20 protein-coding genes and 1 tRNA gene are annotated in these 16,492 nt (G+C 69.6%); 2 read left to right on the top strand and 19 right to left on the bottom strand.

What is annotated here, in order from left to right; genetic code table 11:
* Positions 1–44: 44 nt before the first annotated feature.
* The 10 genes from thrB to MTE01_RS02395 all read right to left on the bottom strand — a co-directional run bounded on the left by thrB (position 45) and on the right by MTE01_RS02395 (position 10,333).
* Positions 45–977, bottom strand: coding sequence for a homoserine kinase (gene thrB, locus MTE01_RS02440; RefSeq protein ID WP_141375508.1), 933 nt, complete (start codon positions 975–977; stop codon positions 45–47).
* Positions 974–2,056, bottom strand: coding sequence for a threonine synthase (gene thrC, locus MTE01_RS02435; RefSeq protein ID WP_103210227.1), 1,083 nt, complete (start codon positions 2,054–2,056; stop codon positions 974–976). The genes thrB and thrC overlap by 4 nt, the downstream gene beginning before the upstream one ends.
* 1 nt (position 2,057) lies before the next feature.
* Positions 2,058–3,413, bottom strand: coding sequence for a homoserine dehydrogenase (locus MTE01_RS02430; RefSeq protein WP_103210225.1), 1,356 nt, complete (start codon positions 3,411–3,413; stop codon positions 2,058–2,060).
* A complete protein-coding gene (gene lysA, locus MTE01_RS02425; protein ID WP_174799627.1) occupies positions 3,410–4,858 on the bottom strand; it encodes a diaminopimelate decarboxylase in 1,449 nt (482 codons plus the stop codon). The genes MTE01_RS02430 and lysA overlap by 4 nt, the downstream gene beginning before the upstream one ends.
* A gap of 234 nt (positions 4,859–5,092) precedes the next feature.
* Complete coding sequence (locus MTE01_RS02420) at positions 5,093–5,863, bottom strand: LmeA family phospholipid-binding protein (RefSeq protein ID WP_141375504.1); 771 nt, start codon at positions 5,861–5,863, stop codon at positions 5,093–5,095.
* 3 nt (positions 5,864–5,866) lie between these two features.
* The gene (gene argS / locus MTE01_RS02415) at positions 5,867–7,531 is read right to left on the bottom strand and encodes an arginine--tRNA ligase (protein WP_141375502.1); all 1,665 of its coding nucleotides are present in this window, start codon (positions 7,529–7,531) and stop codon (positions 5,867–5,869) included.
* Between the two features lie 39 nt (positions 7,532–7,570).
* Positions 7,571–8,374 carry a transglutaminase-like domain-containing protein gene (locus MTE01_RS02410; protein WP_141375500.1) on the bottom strand — a complete coding sequence of 268 codons (804 nt, stop codon included), beginning with the start codon at positions 8,372–8,374 and terminating at the stop codon, positions 7,571–7,573.
* 54 nt (positions 8,375–8,428) lie between these two features.
* Entirely contained in the window at positions 8,429–8,896 is a 468-nt protein-coding gene (locus MTE01_RS02405) for a hypothetical protein (RefSeq protein ID WP_141375498.1), read from the bottom strand.
* Complete coding sequence (locus tag MTE01_RS02400) at positions 8,893–10,047, bottom strand: serine/threonine-protein kinase (RefSeq protein ID WP_141375497.1); 1,155 nt, start codon at positions 10,045–10,047, stop codon at positions 8,893–8,895. Before MTE01_RS02400 ends, MTE01_RS02405 begins: the two co-directional genes overlap by 4 nt.
* A gap of 31 nt (positions 10,048–10,078) precedes the next feature.
* Positions 10,079–10,333 (bottom strand): DUF6458 family protein, encoded by a 255-nt coding sequence (locus MTE01_RS02395; RefSeq protein ID WP_103210212.1) that lies wholly within the window; start codon positions 10,331–10,333, stop codon positions 10,079–10,081.
* A gap of 120 nt (positions 10,334–10,453) precedes the next feature.
* On the opposite strand from MTE01_RS02395, the gene MTE01_RS02390 reads away from it, so the two are divergent.
* Entirely contained in the window at positions 10,454–10,651 is a 198-nt protein-coding gene (locus tag MTE01_RS02390; protein WP_103210844.1) for a DUF2188 domain-containing protein, read from the top strand.
* A 50-nt stretch (positions 10,652–10,701) separates the two neighbouring features.
* On the opposite strand, the gene MTE01_RS02385 is transcribed toward MTE01_RS02390, so the two are convergent.
* From MTE01_RS02385 to MTE01_RS02355, 9 genes are all read right to left on the bottom strand, one after another.
* A tRNA-Arg gene (locus MTE01_RS02385) sits at positions 10,702–10,774 on the bottom strand.
* Positions 10,775–10,864: 90 nt separating this feature from the next.
* Positions 10,865–11,038, bottom strand: coding sequence for a hypothetical protein (locus MTE01_RS16935; RefSeq protein ID WP_170210592.1), 174 nt, complete (start codon positions 11,036–11,038; stop codon positions 10,865–10,867).
* An 82-nt stretch (positions 11,039–11,120) separates the two neighbouring features.
* Positions 11,121–11,570 (bottom strand): hypothetical protein, encoded by a 450-nt coding sequence (locus tag MTE01_RS02380; RefSeq protein WP_103210210.1) that lies wholly within the window; start codon positions 11,568–11,570, stop codon positions 11,121–11,123.
* Entirely contained in the window at positions 11,570–12,793 is a 1,224-nt protein-coding gene (locus MTE01_RS02375) for an exonuclease domain-containing protein (protein ID WP_170210591.1), read from the bottom strand. Before MTE01_RS02375 ends, MTE01_RS02380 begins: the two co-directional genes overlap by 1 nt.
* Before the next feature lie 74 nt (positions 12,794–12,867).
* Entirely contained in the window at positions 12,868–13,176 is a 309-nt protein-coding gene (locus MTE01_RS02370) for a hypothetical protein (RefSeq protein ID WP_141375495.1), read from the bottom strand.
* Positions 13,177–13,334: 158 nt separating this feature from the next.
* On the bottom strand, positions 13,335–14,504 hold the full coding sequence (locus tag MTE01_RS02365) for an RtcB family protein (protein WP_141375494.1): 1,170 nt from the start codon (positions 14,502–14,504) through the stop codon (positions 13,335–13,337).
* Between the two features lie 342 nt (positions 14,505–14,846).
* Entirely contained in the window at positions 14,847–15,200 is a 354-nt protein-coding gene (locus tag MTE01_RS02360) for a hypothetical protein (RefSeq protein ID WP_246077945.1), read from the bottom strand.
* A gap of 69 nt (positions 15,201–15,269) precedes the next feature.
* Positions 15,270–15,407, bottom strand: coding sequence for a hypothetical protein (locus MTE01_RS16930; RefSeq protein ID WP_170210590.1), 138 nt, complete (start codon positions 15,405–15,407; stop codon positions 15,270–15,272).
* Positions 15,408–15,445: 38 nt separating this feature from the next.
* On the bottom strand, positions 15,446–16,000 hold the full coding sequence (locus MTE01_RS02355; protein ID WP_103210201.1) for a MarR family winged helix-turn-helix transcriptional regulator: 555 nt from the start codon (positions 15,998–16,000) through the stop codon (positions 15,446–15,448).
* A gap of 114 nt (positions 16,001–16,114) precedes the next feature.
* Between MTE01_RS02355 and MTE01_RS02350 the strand changes: the two genes are divergently transcribed.
* Positions 16,115–16,492 (top strand): DUF7882 family protein, encoded by a 378-nt coding sequence (locus tag MTE01_RS02350; RefSeq protein WP_116238451.1) that lies wholly within the window; start codon positions 16,115–16,117, stop codon positions 16,490–16,492.

Below are 16,492 nucleotides of genomic sequence, written 5' to 3'. Positions count from 1 at the left end.
TGTTGCGGATTTCGCAGGTGGTGCAGAGGCTCAGATTCGCGAAGTTACGCGGAACCCTCTGCGTTTTTCACTGTACCACCCTTGACGTCGACGGCGAGCATGAGCGCCTGCCACGGGGTGTCGACCACGGATGCCATAAGATCCGCCGCCTCGAGTCGCTGCCCCGGCCCGTCGGCCAGCACCAGCACGCTGGGCCCGGCTCCCGACACGACCGCCGCGTACCCCTCCGCGCGGAGGGCCCGCACGAGCCGATCGGTCTCGGGCATGGCCTGCGCGCGATAGTTCTGGTGCAGCTTGTCTTCGGTCGCCGCCATCAACAGCTCGGGACTCTGCGTCATCGCCGCGATCAGCAGAGCCGAACGCGAGACGTTGAACACCGCATCCTCGCGCGGCACCTGCAGGGGCTGCAGGCTCCGCGCCACCGCGGTCGACATGGTGAAGCTCGGGACGAAGACCAGCGGAGAGACGCCGCGGTGGACGATGAGCTGCTTGTGCTGGGGGCCGGCGGCATCCATCCACGCGATGGTGAGTCCGCCGAACAGGCCGGGCGCGACGTTGTCGGGGTGGCCCTCCATCTCGGTGGCCAGGCGCAGCAGGTCGACGTCGCTGAAGGCGGCCTCTCCCTCGAGCAGGCCCTTGGCGGCCAGGATGCCGGCGACCACCGCGGCCCCCGACGACCCCATGCCGCGCCCGTGCGGGATCACGTTGTGCGCCGTCAGCCGGAGCCCCGGAAGGGAGCGACCGACCGAGGCGTAGGTGTGCGCCATCGCGCGCACCACGAGGTGCGAGGCGTCGCGGGGGACGTCGACCGTCCCCTCGCCCTCGACCTCGATCTCGAGGCGATCGCCGTCGAGCTGCTCGACGACGAGTTCGTCGTAGACGCTCAGGGCGAGGCCGAGGGTGTCGAAGCCGGGCCCGAGGTTCGCGCTGGTGGCGGGAACGCGGACGGCGACCCGACGACCGGGGCCTGAGCTCACGCGGTCACCGGCTGAAGGTCGAGCACGGAGGCGACCTCCGAGGTGGCGGCGTCGACGACAGTGGGCGAGACGTCGGTGCCGTCGGCGCGACGCAGGGCCCACTGGGGGTCCTTGAGCCCGTGGCCCGTGACGGTGAGGACGACCTTGGCGCCCGCGGGGACGACCCCGGCCTCGGCGCGTTCGAGCAGACCCGCGACGCTGATCGCGGAGGCGGGCTCGACGAAGATGCCCACCTCGCCGGCGAGGATCTTCTGCGCCTCGAGGATGCCGGCGTCGTCGATCGCGCCGAAGTAGCCGTCGGTGGCGTCGCGCGCCTCGAGAGCCAGCTCCCACGACGCGGGGTTGCCGATGCGGATCGCGCTCGCGATGGTCTCGGGCTGCTTGACGACCTCGCCGCGCACGAGGGGCGCGGAGCCGGCGGCCTGGAAGCCGAACATGCGCGGCACGCGGGTGGAGACACCGCGGGCGGCCTCTTCGCGGTAGCCGCGCGAGTAGGCGGTGTAGTTGCCGGCGTTGCCGACGGGGATGAAGTGGAAGTCGGGGGCGTCGCCCAGAACCTCGACGACCTCGTAGGCGGCGGTTTTCTGCCCCTCGATGCGGTCGGGGTTCACCGAGTTGACCAGGTGCACCGGGTAGTGGTCGGCGAGCTCGCGCGCGATCTCGAGGCAGTCGTCGAAGTTGCCGCGGATCTGGATGAGCCGGCCGTTGTGGGCCACGGCCTGGCTGAGCTTGCCCATGGCGATCTTGCCCTCGGGCACGAGCACCGCGGCGGTGATGCCGGCGTGCGCGGCGTACGCGGCGGCGGAGGCCGAGGTGTTGCCGGTCGAGGCGCAGATGACGGCCTTGGCGCCGTGCTCGACGGCACGCGAGAGAGCCACGGTCATGCCGCGATCCTTGAACGACCCGGTGGGATTCATCCCCTCGTACTTCACCCACACGTCGGCGCCGGTGCGGCGCGAGAGCGCCGGCGCCGGAAGCAGCGGCGTGCCGCCCTCGCCGAGGGTGACGACAGTGGAGGCGTCGGTGACACCCAGACGGTCGGCGTATTCGCGGAGGACTCCGCCCCAGAGGTGTGCCATGTCAATTCCCTTCCACGCGCAGCACGGAGACCACGCGCTCGACGACGCCGCTCGCGGCGAGACGCTCGACGGTCTCGCTCAAATCCTGCTCGCGTGCCTTGTGTGTTCCGATGACCAGGCGGGCGGATCCCGCTCCGGTCGCTGAGCCTGTCGCAGCGCCCGAGTCTCCGGCATCCGGAGTCGCCTCGATGACCGTCTGCTCGACCGTCGCGATCGAGACGCGCCCCTCACTGAGAATCCCGGCGACCGTCGCGAGGACGCCCGGCTGATCGTCGACCTCGAGGGTGATCTGGTAACGCGTGATGACGCGACCGATCGGCACGGCCGGGAGGTTCGCGCGCGTCGACTCGCCGACGCCCACACCACCCGCGATGTGGCGGCGCGCTGCCGAGACGACGTCGCCGAGGACCGCGGAGGCGGTCTGCACGCCACCGGCGCCGGCACCGTAGAACATCAGGTCGCCCGCGGCCTCGGCCTGCACGAAGACGGCGTTGTTCGCACCGTGCACACTCGCGAGAGGATGGGTGCGTTCGACGAGGGCCGGGTACACGCGCACGGAGATCGATTCGGTACCGCCGTCCTCGGCGGCCAGACGCTCGCACACCGCGAGCAGCTTGATCACGTACCCGGCGTGACGCGCCGACTCGATCATCGCGGCGTCGACCGAGGTGATGCCCTCGCGGTGGACGGCATCCAGCGGGACGGTCGTGTGGAACGCGAGGCTGGCGAGGATCGCGGCCTTCTGCGCGGCGTCGTAGCCCTCGACGTCGGCGGTGGGATCGGCCTCGGCGTACCCGAGGGCCTGCGCCTGGGCGAGGACGTCGGCGAAGTCGGCGCCCTCGGTGTCCATGCGATCGAGGATGTAGTTCGTCGTGCCGTTGACGATTCCCATGATGCGTACCACCCGGTCGCCGGCGAGCGAGTCGCGCAGCGGGCGGATGATCGGGATGGCACCGGCGGCGGCGGCCTCGTAGTACACCTCGGCACCCACCTGATCGGCGGCCTCGAAGACCTCGGAGCCGTGCGTGGCCAGCAGCGCCTTGTTGGCGGTGACGACGTCGGCGCCCGAGGCGATCGCGTGCAGCACCTGCGTGCGTGCGGGCTCGATGCCGCCCATCAGCTCGATGACGATGTCGCTTCCGACGATCAGGGTGTCTGCGTCGGTGGTGAACAACTCCTGAGGGAGATCGACGTCGCGCTTGGCGTCGAGATTGCGCACGGCGATGCCGGCGAGTTCGAGCTTCGCTCCGGCGCGGTCGGCGAGCTCGTCGCCGTGCTTGAGCAGCAGGTCGGCGACCTGCGAGCCGACGGCGCCGGCGCCGAGGAGCGCCACGCGAAGCGTGCGGTAGTCGGTCATTCGGTGTCTCCGTGGGGTGGTGAGGTCGTACCTCGGGGAAGGGGGGAATCGGATGCCGGGATCCCGGCGTCGCGCGCGAGCAGGTCGTCGATGCTCTCTCCGCGCACGATCACACGGGCCTGTCCGTCGCGCACCGCGACAACCGGCGGGCGCGGCGTGTAGTTGTAGTTGCTCGCGAGGGAGAAGCAGTACGCGCCGGTGGCGGGCACCGCGAGCAGATCGCCCGGTGCCACGTCGGCGGGAAGGTACTCGGCATCCACGACGATGTCGCCCGACTCGCAGTGACGTCCGACGACGCGCGAGAGGGCGGGAGTCTCGGAGCTCGCGCGAGAGACGAGGCGCGCCGAGAAATCGGCGCCGTACAGCGCGGGGCGGGCGTTGTCGCTCATGCCGCCGTCGACGCTGACGTAGGTGCGGTCGAGGTCCTCCCCCGCGGTCACGGTCTTGACCGTGCCCACCTCGTAGAGCGTGATGCCGGCCTGACCGACGATGACGCGCCCCGGTTCGGTGGCGACATCGGGCATCGGGATGCCGCGCACCGCGCACTCGTCGGCGATGGCATCGACGATGCCGTCGGCGATCTCTTCGATGGGCTTCGGGTCGTCGACCGAGGTGTAGGAGATGCCGAAGCCGCCGCCGACGTTGAGAAGGGGGATCTCTCCCCCGGCCAGCAGATCGGCGTGCAGGTCGACCAGGCGCGCGGCCGACTCGCGGAAACCGGAGGAGTCGAAGATCTGCGAGCCGATGTGCGCGTGCAGCCCCACGAACCGCAGGCTCGACAGCTCGCGGATGCGGGCGACGGCCTCGGCCGCGCCCTCGAGCGAGAAGCCGAACTTCTGGTCTTCGTGGGCCGTGGCCAGGAACGCGTGGGTCTCGGCGTGCACGCCCGTGCGCACCCGCACGAGCACCGGCTGCACGGCGCCGCGCCGCTCGGCGATCGCGGCGAGACGCTCGATCTCGATCGGGCTGTCGACCACGACCGAACCGATGCCGACCTCGACGGCGCGCTCGAGCTCGCTCACGCTCTTGTTGTTGCCGTGGAAGCCCAGGCGCGCGGGCTCGGCGCCCCCGGCGAGGGCGACCTCGAGCTCCCCGCGCGTGCAGACATCGACGGAGAGACCCTCGGCGACGACCCAGCGCACGACCTCGGCCGACAGGAAGGCCTTGCCGGCGTAGTACACGCGGGCCCGGATGCCGTGGCGTGCGGCCGCGGCATCGAAAGCGGAGCGCGCACGACGGGCATGGGCGCGCACCTCGTCCTCGTCGAGGACGTAGAGCGGCGTTCCGAAACGGTCACGGAGATCGAAGACCGAGACCCCGCCGACTTCGACCGACCCGTCGTCGACGCGGTGGGCCGAGGCGGGCCAGACGGAGGCGACGAGCTCGTTCGCTTCGGCCGGGGCGGTGAGCCAGGCGGGCACGAGCGCGGAGTGCGAGGCGGACACAGGGGGACCAATCGGGTTTTGCGGCGACGCGACGGCCGCGGATCACGGCTCCCACCCGCGCGGAGAGTCACGCGGCGGGCAGTCCTTGCAGTCTAGGGCACGACGCATGCCGCCCCTTTCCCACACGACCGCCCCTACTGTCTCGGTTCCGAAGGGGCGGGGGCTTCGCGGCACGCGACCGGGATGAACGCACACGCGGACGTCCGGGGCGATGCTCTTCGTCGGGCGGGACGGTCAGCCGCAGGTGCCGTCGCTCTGCAGGGAGGGATCGTTCAGGATGCCGCCGGCCACGTCGAAGGTCGCGACGAGGTCCTGCCCCTGGACGGTGGCCGACGTCAGGGTGAGCCCCTTCGGGAGACGGTCCGCGATGCAGAGGCTCGTCGTCTTCAGAACGGAATCGGCCACGCCGCCGAATTGGCCGCGCAGGGTGTCGGCGTCGATCGCGTTGCCGCCCACCTGGAACGACGACGGCGTGAGCGTCAGATCACCCGATGCGGCACCGGGGGTGACCCCGACGCCGACGGGGATCGCGATGCCGAAGAGCGAGAGAGAGGTCTCCAGCTTCACGTCGGGCGCGGCGACGGTGACGGTGCTGGCCGGAAGGTCGGGCACCTCGGCGAGCAGCGCCTTGAGCTGATCCTGGTCGAGACGCACCGAAGCCACTCCGCCGTCCGCCGCCGCGTCGCCCGAGACGGGGACGCCGCGCAGATCGACCCGGACGTCGCCGGTGATCGGCCCGAGGGTCACGTCGTTCGACGACACGGCGACCTCGTCGAGGCGTCCGCGCAGAAGCTGCGGCAGAACGAGGCCCGCCACCGACACGTCGACGTTCTGATCGTCGGGCAGACCGACGTTCTTCACCACGAGCGAGCGCACCGTGCTGGTGACGACCGAGCGAGCGATGAACTCCGCGGCCACGATCGCCCCGGCGAGCAGGACGACGACGACCACGAGGACGGCGATCCACCGACCGGTGCGGCGGCGGGGGGCCGTGGCATCCGTCATCGTCTACATCCGCTCCGGAGCGCTGACGCCGAGCAGGTCGAGGCCGTTTCGCAGCACCTGACCGGTCGCATCGTTCAGCCACAGACGCGTGCGGTGCACGGACTCGACCGGGGCGTCGCCGAGCGGGATGACGCGGCAGTTGTCGTACCACCGGTGATAGAGACCCGCGAGTTCTTCGAGGTAGCGCGCGACGCGATGCGGCTCGCGCACCTCGGCGGCGTACGCGACGATGCGCGGGTACTCCTGCAGCGCGCCGAGGAGGGCCGACTCGGTCTCGTGCCCGAGGAGTTCGGGGGCGAACTCGGAGCGGTCCACACCCGAATCGGCGGCATTGCGCGCGACGTTGTGCGTGCGCGCGTGGGCGTACTGCACGTAGAAGACGGGGTTGTCGTTGGTGCGCTTCTGCAGGATCTCGGGGTCGAGCGTCAGCGGCGAGTCGGCCGGGTAACGCGCGAGCGAGTAGCGCAGGGCGTCGGTTCCGAGCCACGCCTGCAGGTCGTCGAGCTCGACGATGTTGCCCGCCCGCTTGGACAGGCGCGCACCGTTGATCGAGACGAGCTGCCCGATGAGCACCTCGATGTCCTTCTCGGGGTCGTCGCCCGCGGCTCCGGCGAGCGCCTTGAGGCGGTGCACGTAGCCGTGGTGGTCGGCGCCGAGCAGGTAGATCTTGTGAGCGAACCCGCGGTCGCCCTTGTTGAGGTAGTAAGCGGCGTCGGCGGCGAAGTAGGTGTACTCGCCGTTCGAGCGACGGATGACGCGGTTCTTGTCGTCGCCGAAGTCGGTCGTGCGCACCCACACGGCGTCGTCCTCGTCGAAAACGTGGCCCTGCTCGCGCAGGCGGTCGACAGCCTCGTCGACGAGGCTCGGCTTGCCCTCGATGCGGGCGTGCAGGTCGCGCTCCGAGAACCAGACGTCGAAGTGCACGTTGAAGCGCGCGAGCGAGGCCTGGATCTCGCCGAGCTGGAAGCCGTAGGCGAGCTCGGTGGCGACCGAGACCTGCTCGGCGCGGTCGAGCTCGAGGATGTCGGTGCGGGCGGCCTGCACGCGCTCGGCGAGAGCGGCGATGTAGGCGCCGCCGTAGCCGTCTTCGGGTGTCGGCTCGCCGGCGATGGCGGCGACCACCGAGCGGCCGAATCGCTCCATCTGGGCACCGGCGTCGTTGATGTAGAACTCGCGCACCAGGGTTGCCCCGCTCGCGAGGAGCACGCGGGCGATCGCGTCGCCCAGGGCCGCCCAGCGGGTGTGGCCGATGTGCAAGGGACCGGTCGGATTGGCGCTGACGAACTCGAGATTGATCGTGTTGCCGCTCTGGCTGTCGTTCGAGCCGAACGCGGCGCCCTGCTCGACGATCGTGCGGGCCAGCGCACCGGCGGCCGCGGCGTCCAGCCGGATGTTGATGAATCCGGGGCCGGCGACCTCGACGCTCGCGATGCCGTCGACGGATTCGAGGCCGGCGGCGATCTCTGCCGCGAACTCACGGGGGTTGGCCCCGATGACCTTCGAGAGCTTCAGGGCGGCGTTGGACGCCCAGTCACCGTGATCGCGGTTCTTGGGCCGCTCGAGCGGCAGGTCGGCGGCCGTGATCCCGGCCGAGGAACCCTCTCGTCGCGCCTCGGCGAGCGGGGCGATGACAGCGAGCAGGGCGGCGGAGAGGGCTGCGGGATCCATAACCCGTCAAGTCTAGGGCGCGACGCCTGGGAGGCCGCGTCAGGCGATCCGCACCAGGGTCTCGTGGTCGTCGGGCTCCGCAGCGGGGGCGTCTTCGAGCACGGCATCCACGCGCATCCGCTCGAGCCCCACGTATCCGCCGTGGAAGCTGAGGAAGGCGCAGTCGGCCGCGTCGCGTCCCGTGGCGATCCGCACGAGCGAGCGGCGGTCGGCGAGGCGCGTGGCGTCGATGACGTACCAGGCCCCGTCGAGGTACGCCTCGGCGACGGCGTGGAAGTCCATCGGCTCCAGTCCCGGGGCGAAGCACGCCGCGTAGCGAGCCGGCACGTCCATCGCGCGCAGGAGGGCGATCACGACGTGGGCGTAGTCACGGCACACGCCCTGACCGGTCGACAGGGTCGTCACGGCGCTGTCGGTGCCCGTGCTGAGCCCGGGCGTGTAGGTGACGGTGGATGCCACGAAGCTCGACACCGCGGCCAGGAGCTCGCGTCCCGACAGCCCAAGGAACTGACGTCGCGCCTGGGCGAAGACCTCGTCGGACTGGCAGTACCGGCTCGGCCGGAGGTACCCGATGGTCTCGAGATCGCTCGTGCGCGGCCCGTGTGCGAGGCCCGTCACGAGCGCCTCGTACCGCACCGAGAGCGGCCCCTGATCGGCGGTGAGTCGGTGGAGCCGGCTCCCGGCCTGATCGACGAGCTCGGTCGGCGCGTAGTGACGATCGCCCTGCGAGAACGTCAGGTTCTCACTCGCGAGGGGTGCTCCCTGTGCGGCGGTGATCTGGAAGATGAGGTCGACGGAGGCCCCGAGATCGAGGTCGAGTTCAGCGGTCACGCGGCGCGGCACCGGGCAATCCTCGCACGCGTTCCGACCCCCTCGGCGCGACCCGGGCGAAGCGGCTCAGCCGTCTTTCTTGCCGGGGCCCTTGCCGTTGCCATTGCCGTTGCCCGGTCCCTTGTCGTCTTTTCCGCCGGGACTCTGGTCGTCCGGAGCCGGCTGGGCGGGCTCATCACCACCGTCGTCGACGACCGTGTCCGACGACTGTGTGGGCGCGGGATCCGTTGTGGGCGTCGGCGTCGGCGTCGGCACGAGAGAGGTCAGGTCGGCTCGGACGGTGGCGATCCGGCTCAGGATGCCGTCGGCTTCGTCCGCGGAGATTTCGCCGGCGTCACGGCGGGCGACCACGTCGGCCTCGAGAGCATCCAGGCTCGCGAGAGCCGAGGCGTAGTCGCCACCAGAGGCCTGATCGGCCACGGTCTGCACGTTCTGCTGCCAGGCCGTGGGGGTCGCAGCCGGCGGGGTGCACGCCGTGAGGACGATGGCCGCGGCGAGGAGGAGGCCCGCGGCGGGGGCGGCGCGGCGGATCACGGACCCACCTGCTTCCAGAGGTCGTCCATGTGCTGGTCGAGGGGCTGGGGAAGCGACGGCAGAGCGGGCTCGTCGGCCCCGCCCCCGGAACCGACAGCTGCGGCGATGCCGATGCCTCCGACGGCCAGGAGAACCGCAACGACGGCGCCGATGACGAGCGCGCGAGGCGAGGGCTTTGTCTCGGCCCGGCGCCGAGTCGGGTTCGCGGACGGCTCGAAGACGCGCGTGGGGCCGGTGCTGCCGGCAAGGGCGGCCGTCGGAAGAGGCGAGGCCGGCTTCGCCGGGGCCGATACGGGCACCGTCACCCCCGAGAGGGTGCCGAGCTCGGAGATGAGGCCCGTGGCATCCGGTCTCTCGTTCGGCTCGATCGCGGTCATCCGCTCGAGAACTTCACGCCACGCGGGCGGGATCTGCGCGGGGATCTCGGGAGCCGCGACGAGACGGGCGGCGAGGGCCTCGTGCGGGGTGCGGGATCCGAAGGGGCGGGAGCCGGTCAGCGCCTCGAGCAGGACGAGTCCGAGCGCGTAGACGTCGCTCGCGGGGCCGGCCGGCATCCCCCGGGCCTGCTCGGGACTGAGATACGCCGCGGTGCCGATCACCGTGTCGGCGCGCGTCACCCGCGTCGCTCCCACGAGCGAGGCGATGCCGAAGTCGGCGAGGGTCGCGCGCGGGCTCTCGCCGGCGTGGGCGGCGGGTCGGATGAGGATGTTCGAGGGCTTCACGTCGCGGTGGACGATGCCGCGACCGTGGATGACGGCGAACGCCTCGGCGATCTCGCGACCGATGCGGGCGACATCGGGCCCCGGAAGCGGTCCGCGCGCTATGCGGTCGGTCAGGGTCGGTCCGGCGATGAGTTCCATGGCCAGGTAGGCCGGCTGCGCGTCGAGCTTGGCGTCGTACAGCGTTACAAGCGAGGGGTGCGACAGGGACGCGAGCAGCCGGATCTCGGAGCGCACGCGGGCCACGTCGGAGGGGTCGGCGCCGTCGCCGTCGATCACCTTGAGGGCGAGGGTGCGTTCGAGAGCGGTGTCGACGGCTTCGTAGACACGCGCGTATCCGCCCTGGCCGAGGACGCGACCGAGGCGGTAGCGCCCGTCGAACAGATCGTCGACGGCCCGGTCGTAGGCGACGGTGGGGGTGGGTTCGGTCATTCTCGTTCTCCGGGGCGCGGCCCCGAGCTACTCAGACGAGGTCGTCGTTCGAGGAGCGCGTGGTCGAGCGCGTGACGTGGGCTGCCCCGGCTCCCTCGGTGCGGGTCACCGTATCGGTCTGGCGGCGACGCACGAGCAGCACGACACCGATGAGGAAGACGACGACGCCCGCGCCCATCATGATGTACCCGATCGTGGTCAGGTCGACGAACTCATTGGGGAGATTGACCGCGAAGGCGAGGATGGCGCCGATGACGAACAGCGCGATGCCGGCTCCGACACTCATGACAGACCCCTTTCGAAGGTACTGCCCAGCATGTCAGCCTTCGCCGGAAACGCGTGGTGGTCTTGACAACGCCTGTCAAGACGGGGGTGGAGGACACAGCCCGGGTGTGACATGGATGCCATGAGCCAGAACGACGTGACCACACGATCGAACCGAGGACAGTGGGAGAACGCGGTCGAGGGCCGCCCCGAGCTCTCGGCGAGCTTCTCCAGCCGCGAAGAGGCCGTGGACCAGGGACGGGCCGTCGCGGACGAGCTCGGTTCGCAGCACATCGTCGAAGACGCCGAGCCCACCGGGTCCGTCACCGACGAGGGCTGAACCCGGCAAGACCGAAGGCCGCGATCGTCATGATCGCGGCCTTCTCGATGTGCCCCCGACTGGAATCGAACCAGCGACCTTTGGTACCGGAAACCAACGCTCTATCCCCTGAGCTACGGAGGCGGACCGGTCAAGATTAGCACCGTGGAGCGGCGCGCCCCGACCCGCGGGGCGACCGCCGACGATCTCGACGCCCGCTCCGCGGCATCCGGATCACTCGTCGCCGATGACTCCGATTCCCGTCGCCCGGTGGTCGGCGCTCGGATCGTCCTTGGAGGGAGCCTTGGCTTCCTCGTCGACGTCGTTCTCCTGGCTCGGCTTGACCGTGGGGTCGTCGCCGAGGTCGGTGGCGTCGTCGGCGGGTGCGGAGTTCTGCGAGTCGCTCATGGGTTTCCCTTCGTCGCGTACCCCTCCAGCCTGGCAAGAGCGCGAGCGAGGAGCACCGGCTTGACCGGAGCGGCCGCCGGGCCTATCGGCCGAACAGACCGCGCACTCGGCGCCCGACGGACTGTGTCAACAGCACCTGCCGTCCGTTCACGTCGATCGCGAGCACCGAACCGCCGAGCCCACCGGCGCGCACCGGCACCGCCTCGCCGCGGACGTACGCCTCGGCCACGTCGACATGGACGGCGAGCAGTTGGGCGCTCTGATCCTTCGAGGTGTTGGCGTCGACGATCTGCAGGCGGTGGCCCGTGTCGGTCTCGACCGAGAACCACCGCGAGCCGGGCGTCGAGACGACGGCCCAGCGCTCTCCACGCGAGAAGCGCGCCCATGCGGCGCCGTCACGCAGCTCGGTCGTGACGGCGAGGTCGGCCTGGGCGACGACGAGCACCTCGAGCATCGCCAGTGCCTCCGCCGCGGTCACGTAGTCGCCGCGGTCGGCGCTGAGACCGCCCCATTCGAACCTGCGCTCGCCCATCAAACACTCGCCAGCAGGTCGCGCAGCCAGCCTTCTCCGACGACGGGGACGCCGTAGTCCCGCGCCTTGCGCGCTTTGCCCGACAGCGAGTCGGGGTCCGCGGCTACGAGAATCGCTGTTCGCTTGGTCACGGCGGGTTTCGGAACGAAGCCGGCTGAACGAAGATCCCGCTCCCACTCGGACCTCGAACGCGACATCTCGCCGGTGAGCACGATCTCGTCGCCGGGCGCGAGAAGGAACTCCTGGAGGACGACCGTCGGAGGTGACGTCAAACGCGTGGGCGGCGCGAGAAGAAGACGGGACACCATCTCGTCGTCGATGTCGAGCAGAGCGGCGACGAGCTCGACGTCCGCCCGTTCGACATCCGTGACGACACCGTCGGCCCAGACGACGTTGACCAACGCGGTGAAATAGTCGCGGTGCAACCGATGCGCGGTGTCCCGCCCGATCCCGGACCGATCAGCGAGAGCGACGAGGGCGTCCGTCTCGTGCTCGGAGAGGTAGCGATCGAGAAGGGCTCGCTCGACGAGTGCGAGATACTCCGCTTGCTCATGGGTCTCTGAGACATCCGGGATCCGCACCACTATGCGGTCGATGAAACCGGGGGTGACGGGGGGCACCTCGTCCCGGGCGAGCCACGCATCGCGCCCACCATCGAAGGGCGTCAGGTGCGGGGCTGACAGCAGAAGCGGATCCCACTGCTCGCTCCCCCCGCTTGCGATGAACGCTTCGAGGAGGCGGGCCGTGGCCAGCGCGTCAGCTGAAGCCCGATGCGCCCCCACGAGCGGGATACCGAAGGCATCGCAGCAATCCGCGAGGGCCAGGCCGCTGCCGAGATGTGTGCGGGCGAGGCGCATCGTGCATGCCGTGACGAAGTCGTCGGCTCGCCTGTAGTCGATCCGATCGAGCTCGGCGTTGAGGAATCGAAGGTCGAAAGACGCGTTGTGGGCGACGACCACGCGACCCGACAGCAGCTCCAGCAGCTCGGCGGCGACCCTCTCGAAAATAGGAGCCTTGATGATGTCGCGAGCGGAGATGTTGTGAATGCGTTGTGCACCCAGGTCTCTACGCGGATTTATCAGCGTCTCCCACTGCCCCGTGATCGTTCCGTCCGGGTCCGAGTGCACGACGGACACCTCTATCGCACGATCGTCACGTTCGGGGACGAGGCCCGTCGTCTCGAAGTCGATGGTCGCAAAGCCGCCCGCGGCGCCGGTCTTCATGCCCAGAGCGTAACCCCGCACAGAAGTCGAGTGGCCCCAGGGCGGGGACATCGACCGCGTCGAAACTACGCCCGTCAGGTGCGGGGCCGGAGCCGGTCGTCGGGATGCAGACTGCGCAGCGGCACCGAGCCGTCGACGATCGCCTGAATCGCACCGGTGCTCACCTCGAGCTCGGCGGAGATGCGGTCGAGGTCGGCTCCCGACGACACCGCGGAGCGCAGCGCGGTCACGGCCGCGTCCGAGGTCTCGTCGACGTCGTCTGCCGTGCTCTCCACGAAAGCCGCCAGGCGGGCCTGAGCGAGGCGAATGCACGTGCTCTGGCGTTCGCTCCGGCCGGAGGGGTCGGGATGATGGTCGAGGGTCTGGGCACGATCAGGGCTCATGAATCTTCACTCCGGGGGAAGTGTCCGCCCGCGCGGCTTCGCGAGCTCTTCCCCATCGTCGCGAAACGACGTCCGTCCGCGCATCCCCCGAGCGATGTATTTCACCCCGACCGAACGGCGGATGCCATGGCTGCGGCGTGGCAGCCATGGCATCCGTCTCAGTCGCCCTTCACATTGACGATCTGGCGCAGCGTGTGCCGCACCGTGACGAGGTCGGCGGCATCGGCCATGACCCGGTCGATCGGCTTGTAGGCCTGCGGGATCTCATCGATGAACGCGTCGGTGTCTCGGTACTCGATCCCCACCATCGCTTCGCGCAGCTGTTCGCGCGTGAAGGTCTTGCGGGCGGCCGATCGCGAGTACTCCCGACCCGCGCCGTGCGGAGAGGAGTTCAACGCGACGGGGTTGCCCCGGCCCTCGACGACGTACGAGGCCGTGCCCATCGACCCCGGGATGAGGCCCGGACGACCGGCGTCGGCCATGATCGCGCCCTTGCGCGACACCCACACCTGCTTGCCGAAGTGCCTTTCGGACTCGGTGAAGTTGTGATGGCAGTTGATCCGCTCGCGCTCTTCGACGGGGGCGTCGAGGAATCGCCCGAGCTGGTTCGCGACGCGGTCCATCATCTCTTCGCGGTTGAGCAGGGCGAAATGCTGCGCCCACCGGAGCTCGCTGATGTACCGAGTGAACTCCGGCGTGCCCTCGACGAGGTAGGCCAAATCGGGGTGCGGAAGCTCGATCCACCACTGCTTCGCGAGCCGCTGCGCCACCGTGATGTGGTGCTGCGCGATGCGGTTGCCGACGCCGCGCGAGCCGGAGTGCAGGAACATCCACACGTCGTCGTTCTCGTCGAGCGAGATCTCGATGAAGTGGTTGCCGCTGCCCAGCGACCCGAGCTGGTGCCGCCAGTGACCGGCGTACGACGCGGGGTCGAACCCGGCCTCGTCGGCGAGCGCCTCGAGCTCGGCCACCCGCGGCTCGGCGGTCGCGACGATCTTGCGGTTGTCACGACCGGCCGAGAGCGGGATGGCGCGCTCGATCTGCTGCCGCAGCTCTGCGAGATCGCGACCGGCGAGGTCGGCGGCACGGAACTGCGTCTTGACGGCGATCATTCCGCACCCGATGTCGACGCCGACGGCCGCCGGCATGATCGTCCCGAGCGTCGGGATGACCGACCCGACCGTTGCACCCAAGCCCAGGTGGGCATCGGGCATGAGGGCGAGGTGGGGGTAGATGAACGGCATGCGCGACGAGGTACGGGCCTGGTCGATGGTCTTGTCATCGATCAGGCTCGCCCACGACACGAGACGTTCGGTGAGCTTCTGCATGGGTCCTTTCCTTCGTGTGGTGCGCTGACGCGCGCGGAGTCGAGCCTCGGGACGAGGCACTCCCCCACCCGGTGGAAAGAGAAACGCCCCGACCTGACGGTGCGGGGCGTGGGAAGACGGATGTCTAGACGACCGGCGCCGGAGGGTACGACGAAAGCGGGAACAACAGGTACGTTCCCTGCTGCTCCGGACGCAGATCGCGGTTCGCGGTCATGGTCTCGTCTCTCCTCGGCTCACCGTGCCGATCGGCACGGATTTGAGAACCTAGCGGATGCCGAGCGTCGGCGGCAAGCCCTCCCGGGGCGTACACCCGCACGCGGGGACGATTTCACCCGTGTCGGCTCACGCCTGCGTCGGCTGATCGAAGTCGTAGTCGAAGGGTTCCTCGTCGGAGGTCGACGCGGGCTCGACCGCCCGAAGATTCGGACGCGGAAAGAGGCGGTGGTCCTTGAGCTCTGCGGCGGCGTGCGAGAAGTCCGGCTCTTCGTCGTGCCACTCCAGCGGGGCGGAAAGGACATCGTTGCCGACACCGATCACGAGCTCGGCCTGGGCGACCTTCTTGTCGTCGGTGACGATGGGGATGCTGACGGCTTCGGCCTGACCCTCTTTCGCCACCGCCGCGGTCAACTCGATCAACGACGCGGCAACGTCGTCGGTGGTGATCACGGTCTCGCCGGCATAGGTCACGCATCGCATAGGCCTACCTTCGCCGGTGCGGGGGAGGAACCGAGGCGGGTTGCCGGTCCGGCGTGAGTGAGATACGCCTCAGTCGCGCCGCTGCGGCGAGCGGAACATGGCCTCATCGAGTTCGAACCACACCGCACGGACGGTGTCGAACTCTCCGAAGGGTTCGGGCTGGGGATCACTGAGGGAGAGGCGGTAGCCGCGAGGCAGGTCATCCACGTGCTGTCCGTCGCGCGGCCCGCCGACGAGCACGTAGATCACGGGGAACCAACCGCCGGGTGCTCGACCGCCACGCCGTCCACGGCGTCGCTCATACGTCGGAGGAAAGCGACCACCGCGGCGGCTTCTTCGGGCGTCATGTCGATGACCGCCGCGAGCATGCGATCGTGCATGTTCCCGAGCGTCTGCCGCACTTCGGCGTGCGCGCGGGGGGTGGCCTGGATGAAGATGCTGCGCCGGTCGTCGGGGTTCGCTGCGCGCGTGACGTGCCCCGATCGTTCGAGACGGTCGAGGATCGCCGTCGTGGAGGCGGTGGACAGACCGAGATAGCGCGTGAGCTCCCCCGGTTTGACACGGCGGGCCGAGTCGCGCAGCAGGTACCGCAGAACGAGGAGCTCGTTCTCTCCCATCGACATCGAGTCGCGAGTACGGCGACGCATGGCGACCTCGGCCGCGCGGTAGATCCGCAGCGCTTCGAGGACGGCCTTGCTGCGCTGGCGGCGGTCCGACGGCTCGCCGCCGTACCAGTACGCCACCTCTTCGGTGGACTCGGCGGGCGCGGAGCGAAGAGACGTGGATCCGACATCGGTCATGGCACACTCCTCCCGCTCTTCCGAGAACTATACGTCGAAAATAATAGTTAGACAAACTAGTTACTAGTCGAGTATGTTCTAAGGACAGCTAATCGCTTTCGAAGGGAGTACCCCATGGGCCACCTGTTCTACGGCACCACGACCGAATCGATCCAGATTCCAGATCGTCTGCTCTCCCACATCAAGGTCGTCACGGCCACCAAGCTTCGACGGAGCGAGAGCTTCACGCTCAGCTGGACGCACGTAGACGGCACTCCGGGCCGCTCCACGCTGTGGCTGCAGCCCGCCATCCCTCTCCGCTTCGTCTTCGACTCCGCCGAGCCTGAGACCCTCAATTCCACCGTGCTGAAGACCATGGCCGATATGGCCAATTCTTCGGCCGGTCTCGTCGTCGACCTGAACGTCGAGATCCCTGCGATCGACAGTGCGCAGCGTCCGCAGACGGTCCGCACCACCGCCCCCGCCCGTCGCACCCTTTCCGCGGCGGCGTGA

This window comes from Microbacterium testaceum (assembly GCF_006539145.1).
Classification (GTDB): domain Bacteria; phylum Actinomycetota; class Actinomycetes; order Actinomycetales; family Microbacteriaceae; genus Microbacterium; species Microbacterium testaceum.
The sequence above is the reverse complement of the archived record's forward strand: the minus strand, read 5'-3'. Positions and strand labels throughout refer to the sequence as shown.